At 51.8% G+C, this 26,689-nt stretch carries 24 protein-coding genes; 11 read left to right on the forward strand and 13 right to left on the reverse strand.

Features of this window, described 5'->3' with window-relative positions:
- Positions 1-8: 8 nt before the first annotated feature.
- From ATY27_RS18570 to ATY27_RS18595, 6 genes are all read right to left on the reverse strand, one after another.
- Complete coding sequence (locus tag ATY27_RS18570) at positions 9-1,478, reverse strand: diguanylate cyclase (RefSeq protein WP_244151366.1); 1,470 nt, start codon at positions 1,476-1,478, stop codon at positions 9-11.
- On the reverse strand, positions 1,479-2,705 hold the full coding sequence (locus ATY27_RS18575) for a WD40 repeat domain-containing protein (protein ID WP_244151367.1): 1,227 nt from the start codon (positions 2,703-2,705) through the stop codon (positions 1,479-1,481).
- 95 nt (positions 2,706-2,800) lie between these two features.
- A complete protein-coding gene (locus ATY27_RS18580) occupies positions 2,801-3,379 on the reverse strand; it encodes a DUF3617 family protein (RefSeq protein WP_208932101.1) in 579 nt (192 codons plus the stop codon).
- 40 nt (positions 3,380-3,419) lie between these two features.
- Positions 3,420-4,067 (reverse strand): response regulator transcription factor, encoded by a 648-nt coding sequence (locus ATY27_RS18585; RefSeq protein WP_208932102.1) that lies wholly within the window; start codon positions 4,065-4,067, stop codon positions 3,420-3,422.
- A 522-nt stretch (positions 4,068-4,589) separates the two neighbouring features.
- Complete coding sequence (locus tag ATY27_RS18590) at positions 4,590-5,165, reverse strand: hypothetical protein (protein ID WP_208932103.1); 576 nt, start codon at positions 5,163-5,165, stop codon at positions 4,590-4,592.
- A gap of 518 nt (positions 5,166-5,683) precedes the next feature.
- Entirely contained in the window at positions 5,684-7,921 is a 2,238-nt protein-coding gene (locus ATY27_RS18595; protein ID WP_208932104.1) for a TonB-dependent receptor, read from the reverse strand.
- Between the two features lie 271 nt (positions 7,922-8,192).
- Here ATY27_RS18595 and ATY27_RS18600 point away from each other — a divergent pair, with 271 nt between their 5' ends.
- The 7 genes from ATY27_RS18600 (at position 8,193) to zapE (ending at position 17,271) form a co-directional block, all read left to right on the forward strand.
- Positions 8,193-9,494 (forward strand): GntP family permease, encoded by a 1,302-nt coding sequence (locus ATY27_RS18600; RefSeq protein WP_208932105.1) that lies wholly within the window; start codon positions 8,193-8,195, stop codon positions 9,492-9,494.
- Positions 9,495-9,509: 15 nt separating this feature from the next.
- Positions 9,510-10,730 carry a homoserine O-acetyltransferase gene (locus ATY27_RS18605; protein ID WP_208932106.1) on the forward strand — a complete coding sequence of 407 codons (1,221 nt, stop codon included), beginning with the start codon at positions 9,510-9,512 and terminating at the stop codon, positions 10,728-10,730.
- A gap of 157 nt (positions 10,731-10,887) precedes the next feature.
- The gene (locus tag ATY27_RS18610; protein WP_208932107.1) at positions 10,888-11,751 is read left to right on the forward strand and encodes an amino acid ABC transporter; all 864 of its coding nucleotides are present in this window, start codon (positions 10,888-10,890) and stop codon (positions 11,749-11,751) included.
- Positions 11,752-11,861: 110 nt separating this feature from the next.
- Positions 11,862-13,892 (forward strand): S9 family peptidase, encoded by a 2,031-nt coding sequence (locus ATY27_RS18615; protein WP_208932108.1) that lies wholly within the window; start codon positions 11,862-11,864, stop codon positions 13,890-13,892.
- A gap of 93 nt (positions 13,893-13,985) precedes the next feature.
- Positions 13,986-15,041: a YjgN family protein gene (locus ATY27_RS18620; protein WP_208932109.1), complete on the forward strand. Its 1,056-nt coding sequence runs from the start codon at positions 13,986-13,988 to the stop codon at positions 15,039-15,041.
- Positions 15,041-16,087, forward strand: a complete 1,047-nt coding sequence (locus ATY27_RS18625) for a M48 family metallopeptidase (RefSeq protein WP_208932110.1) — start codon at positions 15,041-15,043, stop codon at positions 16,085-16,087. Before ATY27_RS18620 ends, ATY27_RS18625 begins: the two co-directional genes overlap by 1 nt.
- Positions 16,088-16,149: 62 nt before the next feature.
- Positions 16,150-17,271: a cell division protein ZapE gene (gene zapE / locus ATY27_RS18630; protein ID WP_208932111.1), complete on the forward strand. Its 1,122-nt coding sequence runs from the start codon at positions 16,150-16,152 to the stop codon at positions 17,269-17,271.
- 119 nt (positions 17,272-17,390) lie between these two features.
- Here zapE and ATY27_RS18635 read toward each other — a convergent pair whose 3' ends face one another.
- Entirely contained in the window at positions 17,391-18,383 is a 993-nt protein-coding gene (locus ATY27_RS18635; RefSeq protein ID WP_208932112.1) for an IS110 family transposase, read from the reverse strand.
- A 647-nt stretch (positions 18,384-19,030) separates the two neighbouring features.
- On the opposite strand from ATY27_RS18635, the gene ATY27_RS18640 reads away from it, so the two are divergent.
- The gene (locus ATY27_RS18640) at positions 19,031-19,192 is read left to right on the forward strand and encodes a hypothetical protein (RefSeq protein ID WP_208930739.1); all 162 of its coding nucleotides are present in this window, start codon (positions 19,031-19,033) and stop codon (positions 19,190-19,192) included.
- A gap of 43 nt (positions 19,193-19,235) precedes the next feature.
- The gene (locus ATY27_RS18645) at positions 19,236-20,093 is read left to right on the forward strand and encodes a DUF481 domain-containing protein (protein WP_208930738.1); all 858 of its coding nucleotides are present in this window, start codon (positions 19,236-19,238) and stop codon (positions 20,091-20,093) included.
- Positions 20,094-20,121: 28 nt separating this feature from the next.
- Here ATY27_RS18645 and rlmM read toward each other — a convergent pair whose 3' ends face one another.
- The 6 genes from rlmM to mutY form a co-directional block, all read right to left on the reverse strand.
- Positions 20,122-21,192 carry a 23S rRNA (cytidine(2498)-2'-O)-methyltransferase RlmM gene (gene rlmM / locus ATY27_RS18650; protein WP_208930737.1) on the reverse strand — a complete coding sequence of 357 codons (1,071 nt, stop codon included), beginning with the start codon at positions 21,190-21,192 and terminating at the stop codon, positions 20,122-20,124.
- The gene (locus ATY27_RS18655) at positions 21,192-21,608 is read right to left on the reverse strand and encodes a hypothetical protein (protein WP_208930736.1); all 417 of its coding nucleotides are present in this window, start codon (positions 21,606-21,608) and stop codon (positions 21,192-21,194) included. The genes rlmM and ATY27_RS18655 overlap by 1 nt, the downstream gene beginning before the upstream one ends.
- Positions 21,609-21,612: 4 nt before the next feature.
- A complete protein-coding gene (locus ATY27_RS18660; protein WP_208930735.1) occupies positions 21,613-22,374 on the reverse strand; it encodes an alpha/beta family hydrolase in 762 nt (253 codons plus the stop codon).
- Positions 22,375-22,377: 3 nt separating this feature from the next.
- On the reverse strand, positions 22,378-23,319 hold the full coding sequence (locus tag ATY27_RS18665) for a transcriptional regulator GcvA (RefSeq protein WP_208930734.1): 942 nt from the start codon (positions 23,317-23,319) through the stop codon (positions 22,378-22,380).
- Between the two features lie 14 nt (positions 23,320-23,333).
- A complete protein-coding gene (locus tag ATY27_RS18670) occupies positions 23,334-23,609 on the reverse strand; it encodes an oxidative damage protection protein (RefSeq protein WP_208930733.1) in 276 nt (91 codons plus the stop codon).
- 85 nt (positions 23,610-23,694) lie between these two features.
- On the reverse strand, positions 23,695-24,741 hold the full coding sequence (mutY, locus tag ATY27_RS18675; RefSeq protein WP_244151276.1) for an A/G-specific adenine glycosylase: 1,047 nt from the start codon (positions 24,739-24,741) through the stop codon (positions 23,695-23,697).
- A 130-nt stretch (positions 24,742-24,871) separates the two neighbouring features.
- Between mutY and trmB the strand changes: the two genes are divergently transcribed.
- Positions 24,872-25,630, forward strand: coding sequence for a tRNA (guanosine(46)-N7)-methyltransferase TrmB (trmB, locus tag ATY27_RS18680; protein WP_208930732.1), 759 nt, complete (start codon positions 24,872-24,874; stop codon positions 25,628-25,630).
- Complete coding sequence (locus tag ATY27_RS18685) at positions 25,630-26,655, forward strand: methyltransferase (protein WP_208930731.1); 1,026 nt, start codon at positions 25,630-25,632, stop codon at positions 26,653-26,655. The genes trmB and ATY27_RS18685 overlap by 1 nt, the downstream gene beginning before the upstream one ends.
- Positions 26,656-26,689 lie beyond the last annotated feature (34 nt).

Raw genomic sequence — 26,689 nt, forward strand, 5'->3', positions numbered from 1 at the left:
ATACTGCTTTAATCCGCCGCCAGACAAGCGCGGTTGCGGCCGGCCAGTTTGGCCTGATACAAGGCGCGGTCAGCCCGCCGGAACAGTTGTTCGTAGTCTTCGTCGGTGCGCAGCTGCGCCACGCCAAAACTGGCGGTCAGCTGATGCACATCAGCGATATACACCTGTTGTAACTGCTCAATGATCCGCTCAGCGATATGCAGTGCCGCGGCGATTTCAGTGTGTGGCAATAACACGACAAACTCATCGCCGCCAAAGCGGCCAAGCAAATCAGCTGGCCGCAGCGACTGTTGTGCCAGCCGTGCCAGTTGCTGCAGCGCCTGATCACCAACATGGTGACCAAACTCATCGTTAATTCGCTTAAAATAATCGATATCAAACACCAGCAACGACAGCGGCTTGTGATCCTGCTGACTGCGGATAATTTCCAGTGCCGCGCGCTGTTCCAGCCGATCACGCGACGCCACCTGCGTCAGGCTGTCGGTGAATGCGACTTTGCGCAGCTGCAGGTTATCCGCCAACAAAGTTGGGATCGCCAAACCAAATAAGGTATTAGCCGCAATGACATTAATGGCAAATTGATAGACCATTACATAGTCCATCAAGCCAAACAGATGCACCCAGAACGCGATCAGGAAACTCGACAAAGCTACACTGCTGACATTCAGCAACGCTGATTCAGAACAGGCGATCCACATATGCGGGATCACCAGGAAGAAAATGGCAAAAGCGCTGTTGGGCGAGTCGGTGACCTTGGCCAACAGCATACAAAAAGTCAGTAACAGCGCATTCAGCAACAGTTTCATCAGATACTTTGAGCTGAACTGCTGTTGTTTGAGCCCGGCCAAATCCGTCAGCCGGAACAAAGCACTTGGCATCACGCGGCTTAACAAACCGACAAAAAACGGCGCCAGCACCATCACGCCGGCCATATCGCCAATCCAGAACGGCAGCCAGGTCGCCGCGACTTCCGCTTCGGCCATCATGTCCGTCACCACCAGCGTTGGGATCACCAGCCAGGTGGCGCAAAACGAACTGACCGCTGCGATCACTAAAAACTGCACGATGATGCGGCTGATATCGCGCGCACCTTGTTTTGCCAGCGTGCGCAGCACAATAGCGCCGACGGCATACGGCAGAATATGCGCCAGACCAAACAACAGCCCGGCTTTAAGCAACTGCAGTTCATCAAGTGAGATTTGGTAATGACGGGCGGTGTAAAAAGTGATCAGTACGCAGCCAGTCAATAAGGCCGGCAAGATGGAAAAACCAAGTAATAACAAAGACGCGAAAGTCAGACCCGCAACCGGATACCAAACACTGGCATGATGGGTATATTCCACCAGCCAGCCGATCTCAAACACCAGCAGCCAAAGGCATAACAATGCCACGTTGCGCAGCAACCAGGATTGCTGCAGCCTCTCCTGCCAGAGCCGGCGATCAAACAACGTTGCGCGGTGCAGACTTTCGGATTTCACTTACGACAACTTCCAGTAATAAATACTGCCATCATCACTACCACCGACCGCGGTGTTACCGTCGGGCGTCAGCGTCATGGGCCAGTTCATCAGCTTGGTGCCATATTGCCACAGCTGCTGACCAGAACAAGCATCGAACAGATAAAAGTTGCCCGGCGATTCGTTTTGATTGCTGCCGCCACTGCTTTCATCCGGCTTACCGTCGGTGGCACTGACCCGCGTTGCCGCCAGATCTAACGTCACGCCGGGATTGACCGCATATTGCACTGGTTTACTCCAGCGCAGCACAGGCCCCCACACCGGATAGTTGGCGATCTCCGACGCGGTTTGCTCTGCATCGACCCGATATAACACGCCGGCTTGCCCCTGATTAGCGCCAACGACTATCACCAACTGCAGGGTCGGCGTCTGGGTGATCGCAATGGCATAAGCGATATTCAGTCCGGTCAAATCTGGTTTGTAGACAAAGGCCGTGCTGGGCTGCACCGCCTGAAAAAAGGCACAACTGCCATCGTGTAACGCGGCGGCGGCATAAGCCCCGTCGGTGGTCGTAACCACCCGCATCACGCCCTGTGCTTGCTGATAGCTGGTCGCCGCGCCAAATTTGCCGTTATCCAGCACAATCTGCTGCACCAGACCGGTATACACCGGCTTGACGTTGTAATTAATCGCCCCGACCCAGACCCGGCTGCCATTTGGCGCCAGCACCGCGCTGTAGCTGGAAAAATCAGCCGGCAAAGCCATGCTGTCGCTGAGAGACCAGACCGGCGCCACAGTACTGCCGGTGGCATAGTGGTACAAACGTAATTCGTGCTGGAAATCCGCCAGCAATAAAGTGCCGTCGCTGCTAAATATCAGTTGATTGACCCGCGCCGGTAAATTGTTGTCCTGAAACAAAATGCTGCCAGTGTTGGCATCGAGGATACAAAGGAAGCCACAGGTTTTGCTGGTTTCACCACCACAAGCAGCAAAGCGTTTATCGTCGCTGACCGCAACCCAGAAAATGCCTTGCGTCACATTGGCGGCTGTAACCGGCACCGACCAGAGCTGGCTGCCGGTAGCGTCATAGCCATAAAAGTTAAACTGACCAGTACCAAATTCACTGGAGGTACCGCCGACCGTCAGTTGCCCATCCGGACTGACGGCGACTGAATTAACCTGTAAACCGGTTTGTGGTGTCTGTTGCCAGCTCGGCTGGCCATTGGTGGAGGTGGTGCTTGTCATCATGTCATCCTGTTGAGCAAAAATACCGTGCCCAGCATGCAACAAAGGTCGACGGACAGCAACATTCTGCTAACAGCAAATCCATCGGCAGAACCGGATTAACGCATCCCGGCCGGGCAATGAGCACTTTGCCAGCGCGATTCACTGCTCAGTTTAAATTGCACATCACCATTTTGCGCCTGACCCGGCAGCGGCATCTTATAACGACCGGTGCCCTGCATATTCATCTGCATCCATTGCGACGTTTTTAACGTGACTGTGCCTTGCAGCGATCCGGTGTAACCGCCTTGATCCTGACACTGGCCTTTGACCGACACTGTATTGGCAGTGCTGCCGGTCAGTTGCAGCTGGCAGCGGGGTAAGTCTTTTTTTGCCCGGCTCAGCCATTGCTCCGGGGTTTTTAATAAGGCGACTTCAGCGGCGGTCAGGCATTCCTGCGCAGTACTTAAGTCTTTTTTTGGCATCATACCGGCGACTAAAGCCCGTTGTTCTTCCGGTACTGCCGCCAGCACCTGTGACTGTAACGCCTGCATTTGCTTGAGAATATCTTCGCCATTGACCAGCACCTGATGCTGACTGCGCCAGTGCCCGGTTTGCGGCTGCAACTGCGTGGCGTGGCTGTGAAAAGTGTTGAACAAGGTGGAACAAGAAAGGATAAATAAAGTGAAACGGCGCATGCGGCGCTCTCCCGGGATGCTGAAGACTGGCAGTTAGAGGCTACAGGGTATCCGGAAGTTTCAGTTTTTCAAATAAGATCCCGGCCAGGGTGCGGTTATTGACATTGAGTTTGCGCAAAATCGCTGACACATGCTGCTTGACGGTGGTTTCCTGCACATTCATTTCATAGGCGATTTGTTTGTTTAACAGACCATCGGCAATCATTTTCAGCACACGAAATTGTTGCGGCGTCAGCTGCTCGAGCCGGCCAGCGAATTCTGCGTCAATCAGATCCTGCGCCTGCGCCACACTTTGTTGTAAATCGGCCGGTAACCAGGTCTCGCCGGCCATCACCGCATCGACCGCTTCGGTCAGCACTTCCAATGGCGCAGATTTTGGTAAATAAGCCGCAGCGCCCAGTTTCAGCGCCTGTTTAATCACGGCTGGATCTTCAATCGCCGACACCATCAGCACCGAAATATCCGGATATTCAGTACGCAATGCAGTCAGACCGGCAAAACCTTCGGCGTCCGGTAGTTTTAAATCGAGCAAAATAAGTTGAGTATCCGGATGTGCGCGCAGCAAAGGCCACAACTGCGCCATGCTATGCGCCTGATACAGGCTGGCATCCAGGCCCAGAATCGTCTGTAGCGCCTGCGACAAGGCAACACGGAATAACGGGTGATCATCAGCAATAATGGCAATCATAAGTCACAGGTCCAGACAGCAGAACGACCATGATGCGGTAGGGCGTGCAATGATGCAAGCGCGCATACTACCGCCCCCTTAAATATCTGCAAGATTCAAATAAAGCACCGACAAAAAAATATATAACCAAGCCATACACAATATGGTCTATCAAATCTACAAAATTCACCAGCCATGTAACTAATGTAAACATAACAATCAAAAGAACGACCTGAATAACGAAAACCCTAACCCTGTCAGCCGAAAAATTCAATTTCAGCGACGGCGCGGTTACTTTACGCAATGCTGAGATTTCAACAAAAACCGACAAGACGATCGAAACAAAAAATAAAACGATGAAAAATATGAACTGGTCACCACGAAAGTACTGATTAAAAAAATCAACACTGAATAACAAATATGATATAGCTGCTACTGCTGCATATGCGAAATATCTCAAGAAGCCACACCTCACTTTAAAAAAGTTAACTATACAGCATAAAACCTACATACGAAGCCATAAAAAAAAGACCAGCACAAATATCATTTATACTGACAGTATTCTGAATAGCTAGCTCCCTTGAGTTTGAAAACGAAATACTTACCAGCCGTTCTGTATTCCAGACTTGGAGCAACTAACAAGTAGGCCACCGCATCAATTAAAAACACTTCCTTATAGTTAACTTTATATCCTGGAAGCACTTTATGAAGTACATGATATGGCATTATTTCGCTAGCATTATTTTCTGAATAAAGATAAAGAACATCTTTAAACTTCTCACTCGAAAAAAACCGGCTGGGCCATACATCACCAGAATCAATGATTTCATCCAACTCTGCTTGTGACATCGAGTTTAATATGACCTGCCTATTCCTATAGCTATGCCACTTCGGATCGTCATAACGTCCGATAATCTCTATATTCCCGTCCGCATCCAGATCTACAATTTGAATAGCAGTAAAGGGAGTCCAACGCTCATCCGTATAATCTGGAATACGATGAATTATAATTTGATTAGTCAACTTCGCTCTGTAGATACTCCTTTCAGCACCTTTAGATTCAAATTTTTTCAGATAATTTTGAATCTCTGCACCACAAACCGCTTGGGCGTATGACATTACCGGGCTCAGTAAACCAGCCAACAATATCCATATTTTTATTTTCACCCTACCACCATTCATACCCTAAATTTCAAGGATTATATTTCCCACAATTTTTTGCGTTTAACCTGCATTGTAAAAAACTTCGCTACGACTACCTTCAGTTTTGTTTATAGGGCTGCATACAGACAGTTCTTTACCAATCAGAGTAATGCCTTACTGCGCCTGATGGAACTGTTTGTCCAGCCGACGCACACTCAATCCAAGTCTGAAAACAGCATAACAATAAAGCCATTCTGTTAACATATAAAAAGCATATCCGGCCCTGTCGGGAATTCTTACCAGCTGTGCAAAGCCGTTTTCAAACAAAGGTTCAGTGACCTCATGGTCTCAACGACGCGTGCCCATGGCTTCACCACCAGCACATAGCGTTTTTGCTGCCGGGCTGAAACACGTCACTGGCAATAAAAAAGCCCTGTTTTTCAACAAGGCTTTGCTTCAATTAAAACACCGCGAATGCTTCAGTTGCTGTGTGATCAGAACCGGTAGCCCAGCGACAAACTCACAGTTCTTGGGTCACCGTAGTACGCGGTGATGGTTTGCTCGGCCGCCAGCAGCGGGAAGTTGTAACCGGCGATGCGGGTGATCTTATCGCCTAAGTTACGGCCCTGCAGTGACACATCCCAGTGACCATCGGCGGAATACCAGGTGGCACCGGCGTTAAACAGCGTGTAACCGCCGTAGTCCAGCATCGATGGCAGTTCAAAGATCTGTGTTTCGCTGCGGTGTGACAGGTTGGCATTCAGCACCAGTTCGCCGCCGTACATTGCCACTGTGTATTTGCCGCCTAAGGTGGCAGTCAGTTCCGGCGTGTTGGCAAAAGACCACAAACCAGATACGTCTGACGTAGTTTTAGTCACGGCATCATAAAACAGCACTTCGTTAAACTTGGCGTCGGTATAACCGACAATCAGATTAAATTGCAGTGCATCGGAGGCAACTGCAGTCGCTTCCAGTTCGATGCCGTTAATATCGGCACTGGCCGCGTTCAGTACTTGGGACGCTACCGTGTTATTGACGGCGCGTTGTACTGTCACCTGCATATCATCATAAGCCGAGGTAAATACTGCGGCATTTAAGCGCAGGCGACGGTCCAGCCATTCGCTTTTCACACCCAGTTCATAGGTATCAACCGTTTCTGGCTGGTACGGGTCGCCGGCATTCGGGTTGACTGACTGGTTGCCGCGCATATCAAAACCACCGGATTTAAAGCCGTCGGTATAAGAGCCGTACACCATCATGTTGTCATCGGCCTGATATTCAAAGCCCACGCGTGGCGAGAAATGGCTGAAGTTTTCGCTGCCTTTAAAATCAGATTGAGTGCCGATTTTGGTCGCACTAATACGTGGCAGTTTGTAACCGAGATAAACATAACGATAGACGTTGGCGTCTTTGTCATCTTCGGTGTAACGACCGCCCAAAGTGAACGACCACTGATCATTGACCTGATAAGTCCCCTGTGCATAACCGGCGAAAGAGTCAGTTTGCACACAACCACCGTTTTCAATGGTCACACCAAGGCCAGACACCAGCACAGTGCCAAAAGCACCACAGGCATCGCCTTCAAATGAATACAGGCCTGACGCAAACTTCAGCGGGCCGCTGTTATACAGGAACTGCAGCTCGTGTGAGGTTTGTTCATCTTCATAAAAAGCCGGTACGTCCAGCGACGGCAGTTTGGTGGCATCAAAGTCGATATTGGTGTCGGTGACGCCTTCACGTTTGGCCGTGATGGCTTTCATCGTCCAGTCGGCATTGATATCCCACGCCATCGTCAGCGAGTGACCTTCAGTACGCACCATGTTGGTGGCTGGCATGCTGGTGTTGGAGTCATACACATTTGACGGCGGAGTTTCTTTAGTCAGCAAACTAGGCGTTAAACGGTGGCCGCCTTTTGAATTCGAATCATCTTTGGTTTTGTCGTAGGCGAAGTTGAAACGCAAATTGTCCAGGGCTTGATACTGTGCGCTGAAACGGCCGGTGATGATGTCTTTGTTGTAGTTTTCTGCGCCGGTATTGAGGTATTTACCAAAACCGTCGCGGTCATAAAATGCCCCGGCAGCGCCAACAGAAAACTTATCAGTAATGGCTTTTTGCCCCGACAGTTTTAAATCACGTTGATGGTAGCTGCCGACAGTGCCGCGAATGGCAAATTCGTCTTCACCGCTCAGTGGCTTAGTGACATATTTGACCGCGCCACCAATAGTGTTACGACCGTATAAAGTGCCTTGCGGGCCACGTAATACTTCGATGCGTTCGACATCATAGATATCCATCGCCGCGCCTTGTGGCCGCGCCATGTACACGTCATCGATATAAATGCCGACGCCCGGTTCAAAGCCCCACAGCGGGTCTTGCTGACCAATACCGCGAATGTATGCCGTTAACGTACTATTGGTGCCACGCGACACCTGCAACGTGGTATTTGGTGATTGTTGCTGGATAGCCGTCAGGTTTTCGATACCTTTTTGCTTTAAGTCTTCCGCGCCAATCGACGTCACCGCCACTGGCACCGATTGCAGATTTTCGGCGGTGCGACGTGCAGTGACCTGGATCACTTCCAGTGCCGCCTCTTCTTTTTTCGCCGCAGGTTCAGCGCTTTGCTCAGCCGCATAAACGGGGCCCGCCAGCACGGCGCTGATAGTCAGTGCCAGCAACGCAGGTTTAAACGAAGTGTGAGTGGTACGGTGCAATTTATAATTATTCTGGGCCATCGGGCATCTCCTGCTGATCTCGGCTATCACTTATCTTTCTGATGTATTTCAGTTACTTGTTATATGTCCCCCGAACGGTCGGCTCTGATACTAACCCGCTTGGTTGCCGCTGTCATAAAAATCGGGGCACGGGTAAATCAGTGACGGCACGCTCAGACTGATAGCGTTACTTTAGGCTGAACTGATGAAATGTTAATCTGTACCTTAGTACTATAGAGATACCTGCCCTGATGGCTCAGACTCAGAAAAAACCGAAGCAAGGACCATTTTTATGCTGAGTTTAACCGGCTTGTTGCTTGGCCTCTGCCTGCTAATCTGGCTGACGATGCGGGGGCTGAACCTGTTTATTCTGGCGCCTTTGTGCGCGTTGTTTGTCGCTGTCACCAATGGCATTCCGTTTTGGCAAACGACTGGCAACGCCGATTTTATCCACGCCTACATGAACGGTTTTTCCGGTTTTGTCGCGGCCTGGTTTCTGATGTTTTTGTTAGGTTCGCTGTTCGGCAAACTGATGGAGCACAGCGGCGCCGCTGATGCCGTCGCCCTGTGGATCGTGAAAAAACTGGGCCGGGCGCATGCAGTCGCAGCCGTCGTGCTGGCCTGTGCCGTGCTGACCTACGGCGGTGTGTCGGTGTTTGTCGTGGCGTTTTCCGCCTATCCGATGGCCGTCAGTTTGTTTAAAGATGCCAACTTACCACGCCGTTTTATTCCGGCTGCACTGGGTTTAGGCTCTGTCACCTTTACGATGACCTCAGCCGGCTCGCCGGAAATTCAGAACTGGATCCCGATTCAATACCTGCACACCTCGCCTTATGCCGGCTGGGAAGTCAGTATTGTCGTGGCGATTTTTATGGCGGCTTTTGGGTATGCCTGGTTAAGCAAAATGATTAAAAGTGCCGTGGCGCAAGGTGAAGTCTTTATCGGCCGCGACAGCGACCCGCAACTGACCGACCGCGCCCTGCCGCATCCAATGATGGGGCTGATCCCGCTGCTGGTGGTGCTGGGCTTGTCGAACTGGCTGCATCACAGCCTGCAACAAGCCGCACTGATTGTGGCCTTAAGTGGCGGTGTGCTGGCATTGTATTTGTTGAACCGGCGTTTTATTCAAAGCCTCGATAAAGCATTGAACGAAGGTGTGATGGGATCTTTACTGGCGATTGGCAACACTGCCGCAGTCGTTGGTTTTGGTGCCGTCGCCAAACTAACACCGGCTTTTACTGAGATTGTCCAGACCATGACACATCTGCCAGGGCCAGAACTGTTAGGCGCAGCGGTGGCCGTCAGTGCGATTGCTGGCCTCACCGGCTCAGCCTCTGGTGGCCAGGCCATTGCGCTGCCAGAACTGGCACCAGTTTATCTGGACCGTGGCGTCGACGCTGAAGAGTTGCACCGTGTTGTCGCCATTTCCTCCGGCGCTTTGGATTCCTTGCCGCATAACGGTTATGTGGTGACGACGATTCGGGCGATTTGTGGCGAAACCCATCAACAGGCCTATTGGCCGGTGGCGGCGGTCACAGTAGTCGTGCCGGCACTTGGCACTGGCCTCGCGATTTTATTATTTCAGTGGTTTTAAACAGGATAGTTTCGCATGCGAAATCTAATAAAATCCGGCGCTCTTTTACTGAGTTTGGTACTGAGCTTGGCACTCAGCCTGCTCTGCGCTCTGTACAGTCAGGCCGCAGAGCTTCCGCTGGTGCAAAAACAACGCTTTGAACTGGCAAATTTTACTACCCAAAATGGCGTTGAATTAAAACAGGTGCAGGTCGGTTGGGAAGCCTACGGCAAGCTCAACGCCGACAAATCGAACGTGATTTTAATTACGCATTTTTTTTCCGGCACTTCGCATGCGGCCGGCCGTTATCAGGCGACAGACGCCGCCCCCGGTTATTGGGATGCCATTATCGGCCCTGGCAAAGCCATTGATACCAATCAATTTTATGTTCTTAGCGTTGATACGCTGGCCAATGTTAATGTCAAAGATCCCCACGTGATCACGACAGGCCCCGCCAGCATTAATCCAGCGACTGGTAAACGTTATGGCCTGAACTTTCCGGTGGTCACCATCACCGATTTTGTTGAAGTACAAAAAGCGGTATTGGACAGCCTTGGCATTCACAAACTGCATGCAGTGGTCGGTGCCTCGATGGGGTCTTTTCAGGCGATAGAATGGGCGCAGCGTTATCCTGAGCGGGTGCAGCGGCTGGTACCGGTGATCGGCACTGCTTATATGGACGCCTACAGCGCCATCAAGTTAGAACGCTGGGCTTATCCAATCAAAACCGATCCGCACTGGCAACAAGGCGATTATTACGACAAACCGCAGCAACCAACTGCAGGGCTTGCCATGGCGCTGGCCTGGATCACGTTAGATGCGTTAAATCCAGCCGGCTTTAACCAGAAATATCCGGATTTACGCGCAGATAAAGCCGCTCATCAGGATATCCGCGCCAGTTTCAGCGCATTGGACCAGTTGCTCGCGGTCGCCACACAACGCGCGGCGCTGCAGGACGCTAATCATTTGCTGTATCTGGTGCGCGCCTCGCAATTATGGCGCGCCGGCATGGGCGATAACTGGCAACAAGCCATCCAAAACATCAAAGCACCGGTGTTGTGGCTGCCCGCCGCCGGTGATTTATTGCTGACGCCGCAGATGGCGCAGCAAAGCCAGCAAGCGCTGAGCGCGGATGGCAGCCGCAACACAACGAACCAGCTGTCGCTTATTCCTGGTAAGAATGGTCATTTAGACGGTTTATTCAATATCCAGGCAGTCGCGCCTGAACTGAAAGCATTTTTACAACAACCGCTGTGATTACCCCTTTTCTTCCTTGTCCTGCCTGCCCCGGCGCAACCTGAATCAGACGCGCTGTTTGGGCCAACCGTGGCAAAGTTATGCCTCTTTGCCCGGTTTTTTCTTCTGTGCGAAATCTGTGCGATACTGCAAGTCCGGTTGTCTTGGATAAAGTGCTGTGCTGCGAATTTCTGCGTTGCTGAGCTTATTACTGACCACACTGTTCACAGCCAATCTTCAGGCCGCGCAAGTCGTTGTGCCGGCGAAAAATCAAGTGCTGCTGCGTTTCTGTTATGAAGATAAACCATTGGAACCCTACTACCGCGGCCACGGTGCAACGATCCCCAAAGACAATCCCGGCGCTACTATCGAACACTTACAACAGCTGGTAGCCAGCCTGCCAGGTATCAGCCTGCAGCTGGAACGCCGGCCCTGGAAGCGCTGCCTGGCCAAACTGGAAAGTGGCGAGACCGATGCTGTAGTCGCCAGCTACAGACCCGAGCGCGAATCCATTGGCCGCTTTCCGATGTTGGATTTACGGCCGGATCCACAGCGCGCTTTCAGCGAGCATCACACTTGTCTGGTGCAGAAAAGCGGCAGTTCCTGGCATTGGGATGGTAAAAGGGTCAGTGGTATCGACAGTCTGGTGGTCGCCCGGCCGCTGGGTTATGCCCCTTTGCTTGTACCGGGTCCGAAACAAGTACTGATGCATTACACCTTATCCGGCACGATGGACCTCGAACTGCTGCAGGCCGGCCGGGTGCATGCCGTCACCACTTTATGTCAGATCGCCGGACAGTCTGTGGTGTCACCGAACATCATTGATCGCGGTCTGGTAGTGATGCAGCCGGCATTACATGTCAATGTCGGTTATCTGCTGTTCAGTCACCAGTTTTATCAGCAACATCAGGCCAGTGCCGATGCGTTGTGGCGGCAGCTTGGATCTGACAAAGGCTCCGCCATTTACCGTCGTTATCTGTCCTGGTCCTATCTGCAACCAGCGCCGGTCACGCCCGCTGCCGTGCCCCCACCGGTGCAATAACAAACGTCGTTGGTCAGGCTGATAGCGCAGACTGTCCGCTTTTGTTGCCTGCATAGCGTTGCTTGCCCTATGCTAGCCTCATTGATGTGCCTTTTGTCAGGACAATTCCGATGAAATTATGCTTGCCATTCAGTCTGTTGTTTACTCTGTCCAGTTATGCCTTACAAGCGGCCCCGGCTGCGCCACTGACCGCCACCGACCTTTACCAGGTGCAAAAACCAACCGGTATGCAGGTATCACCGGATGGCCAACGCGCCGTATTCAGTCTGAACCGCTATGATCTGGCGAAAAATAAAAGCAACGCTGATCTGCATCTGCTGGAGCTGGGTTCCGGCAAACAAACCCAACTGACCTTTCATCCGGCGGCGGACAATCAGCCAGCCTGGAGCCCGGATGGCCGTCAACTGGTGTTTGTCTCCAAACGCGATGGTGAAAAAAACCAGCTGCAATTGTTGACCCTGGGCGCCGGCGAAGCGCGCCAGCTGACCGATTTACCGGTTGGCGTCAGCAATCCACGCTTTTTCCCGGATGGTAAAAAAATCCTGTTCAGCGCTGAAGTGCCGGCCGGCTTTGCCGGCGATTTTGCCTTGTTAAAAGCTGAGAAAAAACCGCTGCATTCGGCCAAAGTCAGTGAAAACCGCATGTATCGCTATTGGGATCATTTTCTGACCGACGACAAAGTCACACAGTTTTTTGCCTATGACCTGAACAGTGGTGAAGTACAGGCGCTGACCCCGGGCTGGACGCAATGGACCAGTCTGGATGGTGGGGTGGAATTTGATTTATCACCGGACGGCCAACAGCTGGCGCTCAGTGCTGTCAGTAGCAAACCGCCGTATAACAGCCTGAATTTTGATGTGTATTTAGTGCCGACTGATGGCAGCGGTAAAGCGGTGAATCTGACCGAAGCCAACCCGGCGGACGACAGTAAACCTGTGTTCAGCCCGGATGGTCGCAGCTTGCTGTACGGCGCACAAAAACGCACCGATTTTGGTAACGATAACGTTAAAATGACCCGCTTTGACCTCGCTGCCAAAACCGCCACAGTGCTGGCCGGCAATATTGATTTGTCGCCACAGCAATGGTTTTTCAGCAAAGACAGCCAGATGCTGTATTTCCTCGCTGAAGACAAAGCGCGGGTGTCGTTATTCTCAGTGCCAGCCGCCGGCGGACCGGTGAAACAAGTGCTGCGTCAGGCCAGTAATGAACAAGTGCAGGTGGCAGGACCGGCCCAGTTTGCGCTGGTGCAACATGGCATCAGCCAGTTGCCGGAGATTTTCCTGCTCGACAATAAAAGCCGCACATTAAAACAAATCAGCCAGATCAACAGCGCGCTGCAACAAAATACCCAATGGGGTAAAGTCGAAGAGATGAACTATCCGGGCTCGGATGGCAAACCAATCCAGATGTTTGTCATTTTCCCACCGAATTTTGATACCAACATACGCTGGCCGTTACTCAGTCTGTTACACGGCGGCCCGCATGGTGCATTTAATGATGCCTTTGGCACGCGCTGGCATCCACAGGTATTTGCCGCCATGGGTTATGTCGTCATTATGCCAAATTTCCACGGTTCTACCGGTTTTGGTGAAGCCTTTACCGCGTCGATCCACGGTGACCATGCGACCAAGCCGTTTTTTGACAGTGAAGCCGCCATTGATTACATGGCCTCACGCGGTTATATCGACGAAAGCCGTGTTGCCGCGGCCGGTGGCAGTTACGGTGGTTATCTGGTCAGTTGGATCGCCGGTCACAGCACTAAGTACAAAGCGCTGATCAATCACGCCGGTGTCTACGACCTGATGGCGCAGTTTGCCTCAGACAGCACACTACTGCGAACCTACGCTTATGCTGGCTCACCGTGGAAAGACAAAGACAATGTGCTCAAAGCCAGCCCGGCTATGTTCGCGGAAAACTTCAATACACCAATGCTGATCACCCATGGTGAACAGGATTACCGCGTGCCGGTCACGCAAGGTTTAGCGCTGTATGGTGTGCTGAAAGGCAAAGGCGTTGATGCCCGACTGGTGTATTTCCCGGACGAAAATCACTGGATCTTAAAACCACAAAACTCGATTTATTGGTACCACGAATTTGGTCAATGGCTGGAGCGTTATATTGGCAAAGGGCCAAGTGAATAATGATTTCAGCGAATAAAGGTACATAAGTTACATAATTTGACAATGTTGTGACTAAATGTTTCTAATGAGGGCTTACAAAAATGGAGCCCTCAGATGGAACTACAAACGACTTCGCTTGAACCTCGCACCACGCAAGTACTCTTCACTGGCAATGGCCGCGAATATTTTGGCATTTGGATCGTCAACCTGCTGTTATCAGTGCTGACTTTAGGCATTTATTCCGCATGGGCCAAAGTCAGAACCCTGCAGTATTTCTACGGTCATAGCCGTGTTGATGGTCAGGGTTTCCGTTATCTGGCAACCCCGCTGCAAATTCTGAAAGGTCGGTTGATTGCCGTTGCATTTTTCGCCGTCATTTCGCTGCTCAGCCATTTCTTTCCGATCTTTGCCCTGATATTCGCCATTGTATTTCTGTTTCTGACCCCATGGTTACTGAATCAAAGCCTCAAATTTAACTTCCGTATGACCAGCTACCGCAACGTGCGCTTTGGTTTTAATGGTACTTATCTGGGTTCATTGCTCAATTTTGTGATCTACCCATTGCTCAGTTTATTTACGCTGTTTCTGGCATTACCTCTGGCGATGCGGGCGCTAGACAAATACATCGTTCAGCACAGCACTTATGGTAAAAAATCGTTTCAGACTGCTCCGGATGTCAGTCCTTATTATGCCGCCACTTTCTTGTCTGGTCTGCTCAGCATGGGGATTGTCCTGCTGATGGGCTTCATCATTGGCACCAGTATTTATGCCGACCCAGCGGCGGCGGCCCCGGAAAACAGCATGCTGGTCACAGCAACGATGTTTTTCAGTTATGCGCTGATTGGCACGTTATCAGGGACGTTGTATCAGATTTGGATCCGCAACCACCTGTTCAGCCGGACCCGACTTGAAGGCCTGGTTGAACTGGAATCTACCGTACCTGTGTCAACAGCGCTGTATGTCGCCGTCACCAACCTGTTGTTATTACTGGTCACTGCCGGTCTGGCATTTCCTTGGACCAAAGTCCGTAAGGCGCAATTGCTGGCCGCTGGTACCAAAATCACCTTATATCCGGCGCTGGATCAGTTATACGATCAATTGAGTACACCATCCTCTGTTGTCGCTGAAGAACTTGCTGACTTGTACGACGTTGATTTTGCGTTGATTTGATGATGCAGATTATTCAAGGCAGCTATTTTTATCCGGGGCAAAACCGAAAGGTCGACGCAGAGTTGCGGCTGGACGACAGTCATTTTGAACTGTGGCAAACGTCTGAAGCCCTGTTGATCACGACTGGCTCTGTCAATACCTTACATCTGCAGGCGCTGATCCCTGGCTTGCCGGCAGAATGGCAATTGGCGGATGGCGCGCTATTTTGCGCTGCCGATGCCAGCTATCGGCCGGCCCGGCGCTCTGCTGCCGGATTCAGCGAAAAACTGGAGCAAAACAAAGGTTTAATTCTGGCATCTTTGTTACTGCTGCCATTGTTGGGCTGGTGGTGGTTAGCTGTTGGCATGCCAGCCACCGCCGAACGGCTGGTGCCGTTGTTTCCGGACAAAGTGTACCAAATCACCAGTCACCAGACTTTAAACATACTGGATCAGCTGCATCTGGAACCTTCAAAACTGCCTGCCGAACGTCAGCACCAATATCGTTCTCAGTGGCTGCAGGAATTGTCCGGCCTTGAATCGTTATTGCCGGCGCAAGGCCAATACCGTATTGAATTCCGCGACGGCGGGCGTATTGGCGCTAATGCTTTTGCCCTGCCCGATGGCACTATCGTTTTTACCGACCAGTTGATCGACCTGCTGCAGGACAAACCGGATGCGCTGGTGGCCGTGTTGTTGCACGAAGCAGGTCACAGTATTCACCGGCATGGCATGCAATTGCTGGCCCGCTCAATGGCATCAACAATGCTGCTGACCTTAGTGACCGGCGATTTGGAAGGGGTCGCTGATACGCTGATCGGTAGCGGCACAGCATTGTTAGATGCCGCATTTTCACGCGATATGGAGCGTCAGGCCGATTTGTTTTCGGCGCAGCAATTAATAGCGCGTGACAAATCCCCCGCCGCTTTTGCAGATGCGATCAGTGCGTTAAGCAAAAAAAGCAGCACCACGAGCCAACTGGAGTCATTGCTGCGTTATCTGAGCAGTCACCCGAGCAGTGATGAGCGGATCAACACGGCAACAAAATTGGCGGAAAAACCACAATAAACGCTTGATCCGGACGCGGTCACTGTTATGCTCGCGTCATTTTGACCGTGCCGGACTTTTTCATGACTATTCACGCGGTACTACCGAAGCCCGTTATGCAACTGGACCAGCAGCAACAGCAGGTCTGGTTACAGCTGCAACAATTGTCGGTGCAGGTCGCTACAGTTCCAGTCCGACAAGGGCTTTATATTTATGGCCCGGTTGGTCGTGGCAAAACCATGCTGATGGACTGGTTTTTCGACAGCACCGCAACGCCACGTAAGTTGCGACTGCATTTTCACCATTTTATGGCGGCGGTGCATCAGGAATTGCGCGCCAGGCAAGGTGAGGCTGACCCGCTGGTGCATGTCGCTCGCAGCTGGGCAGAGCAGTATCAGCTGCTGTGTTTTGATGAGTTTTTTGTCAGCGACATTGGCGATGCGATGTTACTCGCCACATTATGGCGCCAGCTGTTTGCCGAAGGTGTGGTTTTAGTCGCCACGTCGAACTGCGCGCCGGAAGACTTGTATCAAAATGGCCTGCAGCGCGCCCGCTTCCTGCCCTTTATCGATTTATTACAGCAACATTGCCACATTTGCAGTCTTGATGCCGGCATTGACTACCGCCGCCAGCAACAAACCGACTGGCGCTATCTCGGCATAAATAAAACGAGCGTCTGGCTGCAACAACAAGCAGAGCAGCTATTTGGCGCTGTTGAGCCCTGCCCGCTGATCCAGCTGCATGGCAGGCCGATCCCGGCGTTGTGGCGCAATGACCAGGTGATTGCCTTTGATTTTATGGCGCTTTGCAGCGGTCCACGCAGCCAGCTCGATTACATGACGCTGTGTCAGCCAGATCAGGGCAAGCAGGATCAAAGCAAACAGTATCGGGCCATCGCGCTGGCGGATATTCCGCAGTTTCTGCCCGAAAGCGACACCGCCATTTTACATGGTGTCGAAGAGAGTTATCAGCGCGAGCACAGCAATGTTTTTGTCAGCAAACTCGACAATGAAGCCCGCCGGCTGATCGCGCTGGTCGACGAATGTTACGAGCGCGGGGTGTTGTTACTCTGTACGGCAAGCACGCCCCCCGAGCAATGGTATCAGGCCAGTCAGCTCAGTTTTGCTTTTGAACGCACGGTATCAAGGCTGCATGAAATGCAGCGCTGGCCGGCTGCGGATCCGGCTTTCCAGACCTCACAATAGCGGGCGATTCAGTGGGCTTTGTGCCAGTTGCGGGCATAACCCAGGGTCTTAATTGTACGGCGGCGCGTTGCTTGCCGGTACCTACTTCCCCGATTTGAGTGTAGATACTCTGTTTCCGGTCAATGGTTCAGGTGCTTTTCGCTGAACAACAAACTTGAGTCGAAGGTAGTCTGGGTCTGCATGCAGGCCCAGATGCCAACCAGATATTTCCGCATTACGGCGCATTGTGCCTGGATTTTCTTTTTGCCACGCCCGGTTAACGCCTCATAAAACGCTCTGGCTCTGACATCATGACGAACTGCGCTCATTGCTGGCATGTACAGAGCTGCACGCAGATAGGCATTACCCGCTTTGCTCAGGCGCCCGGGTTTGTTGACGCTGCTACCAGATTCGGTTTTGCGTACGTCCAGTCCCGCATAACGACTGACCTGCGGGGCTTTCATCGTCGATGGCAATACGCACAACTCCGCCAATATCGCGATGGCACTGGTCTCGCCAATGCCTTTGGCGGCCGTCAGTCGGTCAAAGTGTGCAGCTAAGATTTCATTACTGACAATCAGTGTCAAAGCTGCCTGAGTCAGACGTTTGATGCGTCGTTCCAGTTGCTCAATGCCTTCCTGCTCGTCTTCAATCAGCATTGGCAACGTCATCCCTTTGGACATCAACGCATGCAAACGATTCTTTGCCTGAGTGCGACTGCCTGTTAACCGGTTGAGCTGCCGGCCAATATCGCGAAGTCCAAGCAGTTCATCTTGAGGCAGCGTCCATAAGCGCGGTCTCATGCACTGCGCGAACTCTGCCAGTAGTGCAGCATCGACCGCATCTGTTTTGTTGCCATTAAGCTTAAGCGCTGCAAAGTGATGAAAACTCTTGGGATTAATCACTGCCACGGGCAAATTTGCCTTCGCTAACGCCACCGCAAGGTCGAGATAATAAATCCCGGTTGCTTCCATCACGATGAGTTCAGGGGCTAGCTTTTGTAGCTTGCGCACCACAGCAGCATGGCCATCAGGTGTTTGGCTGAACTGTTCGGACTTACTGGTTTTGTCATCATCTCTGACTACCAAATCAACAGTCTTCGCAGCAACGTCAATCCCAACAAAACCACTCATATGCTTCCCCTTTGAACATCAAATAGGCCAGAATAGTCACCGGCTCCCCGACCTCGCACTTGATGCCCGGCTCGACCTTGTGATGCGAAGTCCTTGTAATACAAGGCTTCCGGATACTCTTCGAGTTGAGCAATGAGGCGGGGGGCTACTCTACGAACGAGGTCAGAATAAACAGCCTCAAGGTACGGACAGCCTCCCCGGTAAACTGGTTTTATTATCAATTCATTAAGGTTCAACATACMWGKYGCGGTCAGCGAAGCGCCACCGTACATGACGTTTAAAAAATGTCCGCTATTGGCACAAAGCGGTGAATCAAATGCGCTATCAAAACGGTCGGACGATAACAAAAGCAGACCGTCAGCCGCAGGGATAGCGGCTGACGAGCCTACATGGACGTATTTACGGCGTGTCTGCGTTGTTGTCGTCTGTGCCGTTTGGCACTGTTTTCTGACTTAATCATGTACGGAGTGTGACGCCCAAAGTGTTTCGCTTGCTGTTACCTGCGGCTATTCGTGGCGCCAAGTCTGTTTGCCGTGCAGATTCAATCGTTCTTGATGTACCAGTCCATATTGGTGCAATTCGCTTCGCTCCTCGCCCCCCTACCTCAGCACCAATGTGGTTCTAACAGCAAAACTCATTGAGTTTCAATGTCACTTCAAGCCATGATGCGGTATATCGCAAACGAATTTGGTGAAGCGACTGATGAGGTTTATTGGAATAAAAACTGCGTTAACGGTACTGAGTTTGCTACCTATACTGGCATTCGCAGCCAGCAGCGATCTCTATCAGGTGCGGCTGAAAAATGGTGATTGACTTAGTGGTGAGCTCAAAAGCAGTTCGGCGAGGGAGCTGGTGATCCATACCGCTTATGCCGGTGATGTGACGATTAAACGCAGTGAAGTGCAGGCGTTTAGTCCGCTACGCCAAAAGAACGAACAATCATCAACAGTAACCTCAGTTGCAACCACGCCACCAGCAGCCGCAGCGCCGGCCAAACCATGGTCTTTGCAGCTGGATTTAAGTGCGGCGACCCGTGCCGGTAAAGAGCAGGCACAAAACTACAGTCTGACTGAACGCTTTGAATATCGCCGTGGTGACTGGCGCAGTAAGTTTGATGCCAATTACGACTACGAAACCAAAGAAGCGGCGCGTAAAACCCACAAATATCAGTTAAATCCGGGGCTCGATTATTTCTACAGCCCGCAGCTGTTCTGGCGCGTCAATGCCGACTACAGCTACAACTATCTGGCCAGTGATTACAAAAATATTGATGCCAGTACCGGCCCCGGTTATGCGGTGTGGCAACAAGGTCCGACCCGGCTGGATTTGATTTTGCTGGTGGGTCACAAACTGGCTTATTTTCGTGAAGACGAAACCTTCCGGCTGCTGCCAGACTTTCATTCGCCGCTTGGTTATAACACAGCGTCTTTAGCCTGGGATTTCAGCCACAAATGGCCGGGGACTTTGCTGGAAGTGTATAGCGAAGGCAACTTGCTGGAGCTGCTAAGCCAGCCTTTCAGCATTTTTGATTTTGAGCGCGAACTGAATATAGAAACCGGCCTGCGTTATGCGCTGACCGACAAGATCCGCATCAGCTGGTCCTGGCATTACGACAGAACCGAACTGACGCTGTTACTACCGAAAATGCCACGCACCTCACTGGATTTGTTTGATTCCAAACAGAAAATCAGCATAGGTGCGGCGTTTTGAGTGCAAAGCCTGCAGCCGGAACTACGGCTCAGGCCTTACACAAATGTACGGTCACTTCTTCGCGGTCGTGAAACAGGTGGCGGACCTGGAATTTCACTTTTAAGCCGGCTTCGTCAAAACGTTGCTGCATTTCTGCCAGTACTTCCTGCACTGTTTCATAACGTTTTTTCATCGGCAGTTTCAGGTTAAAAATACTTTCCTGACACCAGCCGTTGATCAGCCAGTCGCAGATCAGCTGGCCTACCCGCTGCGGTTTTTCAATCATGTCGCAGACCAGCCAGTACACGTTGAATTTTTCTGGTTTGTACTTAAAGCCGTCAACCATAAAATGTTTGACCTGGCCGGTATTCATCAGGCTTTCGGCCATAGCGCCGTTGTCGATCGCCACGACCATCATTGAGCGTTTGACCAGCTGATAAGTCCAGCCGCCGGGGCAAGCGCCTAAATCGACCGCGCGCATACCGGATGCCAGCCGCGTGTCCCACTCATCACGCGGGATAAATTCGAGGAAAGCTTCTTCCAGTTTCAGCGTGCTACGACTTGGTGCTTCTGACGGGAACTTCAGCCGGCGGATGCCGTTTTCCAGCGAGTTGTTGTTCTCCGGGTAAGACATTGCCAGCAAGGCTTTTTGCCCGCTTTGCATAAACAGGTGCAATACCGGTGCGCGTAAATTTTCTTTTTTCAGCATAACGCCGGCCTGGCGCAGGCTTTGGCGCAGCGGCACTGTTAATTTACGCGCCAGCGTCGACAGTTCTTTGCCGTCGTTGGTGTCCGGATATTCAATCCGCAGCTCACCAATGCCGCTGACTTCGGCGCCGAGCAGCGTTTCCAGCACTGGCGCTATCCGATCGGTTGACGGCAACTCCAGCCAGTCGCCAATCACTAAGGCCCACTGGCGGATAAAAATCAGTTTTGAAAATGGGAAATCAATTAAAAACCGGTCCAGCGCGTCGCCGTCATAGGCTTCAAAAATGACAAAAGCATCATTGGCTTTGAGCTTACAAAAGCCAAACACACCATGTTGGCCGGCTTTGTCCTGAATTTCTGCCGCACATTCTTTTTCAAAACCTGAGCGGCAATACATCAACAATTGTTTCATTAGTTCTTCCGAAGCCAGGGGAGCAACATTAAGCCTACCCAGCAAAAAATCAGCATCTGACCGCCAATAGGTGCCAACTGGCGCCAATACAGCGGTAACTCAAATAATCCGGCCCAAACAGTGTAGACAAAACACCACAGGCCCAGATGAAAACCCAACATCACCAAACCAAGCAACATATGCTGCGGCCGGTTGAATTCGTCACGCCAGCCGCTATTGCGCGGCAGGCAATACAGCGACAGCACCAGTAGCGCTATCGCCTGAAACGCCAGTACGCCGGTACTGGAGACCAGCCGGCTAAATTCTTCTGTGACCATCACAAACTGAAAATGATGCGAAATCGCAGCGCTCATGCCAACAACCGCAGCACCATACAAACCGCACAGACTCAAACTCAGTTTCCAGATCCATTGCATGTGGTTACTCCTTGGTTGTTATAGGCGTCAAAACAGCATGGTGACTGCGGATAAATTCCGCCGCCGCTGTTGCTGCTTGCACAAATGCCGCATCCGGCGCTGTCGCAGCTTGCCGGGCCCGACTTTTCGGCAGCGCAAAATCGTGATCTGCCAGCGCCAGTTCCAGCACCGTTGCCGGCATAAAATCTGGTGACGGATCTGGCCCAGCTTGGCCGACACCGGCCTTTTGCAGATCTGCAGCTGAGCCAAAAGCATCCCGGCTGCCCTGACAAATCAGCAGCGGTCGTTGTAACTGCTGCAGAAAACTGCTGCGTAACAAAGTCACTTGCGCAGCTTTCACCGGATCTTTCGCCTTGGCTGGTGGACACAGCGGATAACCAAATACCAGCCCGCCTGCGACCTGCGGTGCTACTTCCGCGCCCGCCAGATACAAGCTGACGACCCGACCGCCTAAACTTTTACCAGCAAGCCACAAAGGCACTTGTTCTGCAGCCAGTGCAGCGCCGTTTTCGGCCTGGCTTAAGCTCTGAATCATCGCTTCCAGCTCTGGCAGCAGCTTTTCCGCTTTTGGCGCCACCTGCCGCTGGCCAGCCATAGTTTTTGCCATATAAGCAAAATTTGCAGCATGCACTTCAATGCCGGCTGCGGTTAACAGTGGGATCAACTGCTGAAAAAAAGCCGACTGTACTGATGCCCCGGCGCCATGCAGCAACAATAACCGCGCCAGCGTTGGCTGGGTCGCCGCCGGAAAAACCGATATAGCCATGGTTTAATCCTGCTCAGAGACCAGCGCAATATTAAACTGCTGCTCGTTAAAGGCTTCCTGCTCCTGCGCCACCAGTTTATTCATCCAGTCGCGAAACGCGGCAATTTTGCCAAGTTCAATCTGATTGTCGCGGCACACCAGATAATAAGCATCTTTACTTTGCAACACATGGTTAAATGGCACAATCAAGCGGCCAGATGTAATGTCCGGTCGCGCCAGAATATTGTGTGCCAGCGCCACGCCCTGGCCATGAATAGCGGCCTGTAACACCATCGCGGTATGACTGAAAATCGGCCCCTGATTGACATTAAAATGCTTAAAACCCTGGCTGGTAAACCAGGCTTTCCAGGCTTCACGGGTGCCATCATGCAATAGCGTATGAAAACGTAAATCCGCCGGTTCGTTTAAAGGTTTGGCACGATTTAACAACATCGGAGAACACACCGGCACCAGATATTCGGTATGCAGCTTGTCTGCGTGCAGATTGCGCCAGCTGCCGCGGCCATAATAAATCGCCACGTCGACATCGTCGGTCAGCGAACCTTCTTCGTAGTCGACAGCACGAATGCGCACATCAATATCTGGATTCAGTTCACTGAACAGGCTTAACCGAGGCACCAGCCACTGGATGGCAAAACTAGGCGGCAGACTGACCGTCAACGAGCCTTTGGCGCCGCGTGCCAGCAGTTTTTCAGTGGCTTCGTGTAATTGCAGGAAAATTTCTTTGATATCGAGGAAATAACCCTGGCCTTCTTCAGTGAGCAATAAAGAGCGGTTTTTCCGCATAAACAACTTGAGGCCAAGGTGATCTTCCAGCGCTTTGATTTGATGGCTGATCGCCGCCTGAGTGACGAACATTTCCTCTGCCGCTTTGGTAAAGCTTAAATGGCGGGCGGCCGTTTCAAAGGCTTTTAATGCGTTTAGCGGCGGCAGGCGACGGGCCATAGGTCAGTTCCGGCTTAAGATTTAGCTTGTGGCACATAGCCTTCAATATCAACAGCTTCGCCTTCAAACAAAAACTTCTGCATCTGCTCTTCCAGCAGTTTGCGATGTTCGAGGTTCATCATGTTGAGCTTTTTCTCATTGATCAGCATGGTCTGTTTGCTTTGCCACTGCGAAAACGCTTCTTTGCTGATGTTGTCGAAGATTTTTTTACCAAGCTCACCCGGATATAGCTGGAAATCCAGACCAGGGGCGGTTTTTTTCAGGAATACACAATATACATCGCGGGCCATTTAATATCTCCGAATAGCACAAGTGGCGCTATTGTAATGCATTTTAGTTTGGCTGCAGGCGTTTTTCGTAAATGCCGTCACAGCACTAGCCTGCTTTTAGCATTGATTGCAGGTAGAGCCGCACCGGCGCCGGTAAGCCAAAATCATCCAGACAACTCAGATCAACCCAGGCTTGTTCGGCGTTTTGCAGCGTCAATTCAGCTGCCCAGACTTTTGCCTGCAATTTGTAATGGGTGAACTGATGACTGAATTCGCCGGCAAGATCAGCATCTGCCGGTGCCAACTCAGGTTGCGGCAAACACCAAAGAGCTGGCCAGATGCCGGCGCCTGGTCTTTTTACCAGCAAGACTTTTTGTTGTTGGCGGATCAGCAAAAAATGGCCGTCTTTGACCGGTATGGTTTTTTTCGGTTTGGCATTGGGCAATGACGCAATCCGATTTTGCGCTAACGCCTGGCAATGCGTGGCCAGCGGACACAACTCACACAAAGGCTGGCGTGGTTTACAGACTGTAGTGCCTAAATCCAACAAACCCTGAGCAAAAGCGCGGCAATCCGCGTGTGTTTGTTGATGATTCGGCGTCAGCAACTCGGCTTTCGCCCAGAGTTGTTTTTCCAGCGCAGGAGTATTCGGGATACCGTCAAGCGCAAACAAGCGGCAATACAGGCGCCTGACGTTACCGTCGACGATAGGCCCATATTGCAGATAGGCAAACGACATGATGGCACCTGCGGTATAACGGCCCACGCCCGGCACCTGCAATAAAGCATCGAGCGTTGCCGGAAATTCGCCGAGCTCAGCGATATAACGGGCGGCTTTTTGTAAATTACGTGCCCGGGCATAATAACCAAGGCCCTGCCACAACCGCATCACTTCATCTTCAGCAGCAGCTGCCAGCGCTTCGGCATTTGGGAAGACCTGCATCCAGCGATTAAAATACGGGATCACAGTCGCAACCTGAGTCTGCTGCAGCATTAATTCAGACACCAGCACTTTGTATGGCGTGACGTCCTGTTGCCAGGGTAACTGATGACGACCATGACTGCGCTGCCACTCAATGACTTTGGCGCTAATCACAGCAAGTTCGGCACTGCCCGCACCTGGCGTTGTGTCTTTAATTCGCGTACTGCTCAAACTTATTTCCCGGCAACCGACTACTCAGGCCCGCAGTCTAAACGCATCGGCGCCAACTGCCAACAGATGCAGGTTGAGCATTGTGGCCACAGGCGGCATAATATGCGGCCTTTTTTAAGCGGAGTTCCCGATGAGTCAGCAAGCCAATCCCGACCAGTCAGTTTTAGCGCAACCGGATCTGCCGGATGCAGCAACATCGGCTGAAGAGCCGAAATATCTGCGTCGGATCCGCAGTTTTGTCCTGCGTGAAGGCCGCTTGACCAAAGGTCAGCAACGCAGCCTTGAACTGTTCTGGCCAACGATGGGGCTGGAATATCAGGCAGAGCTCTATGATTTAGAACAGGTTTTTGGTCGTAAAGCACCTTTAGTGCTGGAGATCGGTTTTGGCATGGGTAAATCGCTGGTGTCGATGGCCAAAGCGGCGCCACAGATGGATTTCATCGGCATCGAAGTGCACAAACCTGGCGTCGGCGCCTGTTTGGGTGAAGCCGAAACTGAAGCGGTGCAAAACCTGCGTTTGTTCGAACATGATGCGGTAGAAGTGCTGCGTGACTGCATTCCGGATGCGTCATTAGACACTATTCAATTATTCTTCCCGGACCCGTGGCATAAAAAACGCCACCATAAACGCCGTATTGTGCAGCCGGATTTTGTTCAGATGTTGCGGCAAAAACTGAAGATCGGCGGTGTGTTCCATCTGGCGACCGATTGGGAAAACTACGCGGAACATATGCTGGAAGTGATGATGGCTGCCGATGGTTACCGCAATCAGGCGGAAGATCAGCAGTACGTACCAAGACCTGATCACCGGCCATTAACTAAATTCGAAAACCGTGGCGTGAAACTTGGCCATGGCGTGTGGGATCTGATGTTTGAGCGGCAATCCTGATGTTGTTCCCACAAAGCCAGCTGGTGCTGCGCAACCGCAATGATTTACAGGGCAAAGTGCTGCTGGTCGAGCCAATGGCTGATGATCTGGCGCAGGAACTTCAGGCCGCCGCCGTCGATTTCAGTGTGTATTGCACCAACGCGGCTGTCGCTAAAGCTTTTGACCGTGCCCGCAACTGCTTTTTTTCCGCCCGGCTGGACTGCAAGGAACAATTCGACACTGTGGTGTTGTTTTATCCAAAAAGCAAAGAGCAGCTGGCGTTTACGCTGGCTGAACTGGCGCCTGTGATCAACGCCGACACGCTGGTGTATCTGGTTGGTGATAACAAAGGCGGGATTAAAAGCCTGGTCGCCCATGCCGAAAAGCTCGGGTTACATGCGCATAAGCTTGATAATGCTAAACATTGTCTGTGGTTTGTATTAAACGGGCTGTTTGATAAGCCGTTGCCAAAACAGGATTTTGGCCGGTTCACGCTGACAGCGCAGGTTGGCTCCAACAGCCAACAGCTGCAGTTTTGCTCGCTTCCCGGCGTGTTTAATCACGGAAAACTGGATGCTGGCACTGCACTGTTATTAAAAAATCTTGGTCATGTGCAGGCTGGCAAGGTACTGGATTTTGCCTGTGGCGCTGGCATCATCGGCGCCTTGCTGAAGCTGCAACAGCCAGCGCTGGAACTGTATGCCACTGATATCTGCGCGCTCGCTGTCGCATCGGCCCAAGCTACGCTGCAGCTGAATCAATTGCAGGGCACCACTTTGTGTCAGGACGGCCTGACTGCAAACTTGCCGAAGTTCCAGCACATTGTCAGTAACCCGCCATTTCATACCGGTTTAAAAACCGATTTGTCGGTAGCAGAGTTATTTATCAGCCAATGTAAGCAACATTTAACCACGGGCGGCACGCTGACGCTGGTCGCTAACGCCCATCTGCCTTATGCCCAGTGGCTGCAGGCAGCCTTTGGCAATGTCAAAGAACTGGCGCGCCAACAGGGCTTTGTTGTGTATTACAGTAAGTTTGCCGGCTGATTAGCATAAAAACTGGTCAACAGAAAAAGGCGCC

It is taken from the genome of Rheinheimera sp. F8, assembly GCF_001518915.1.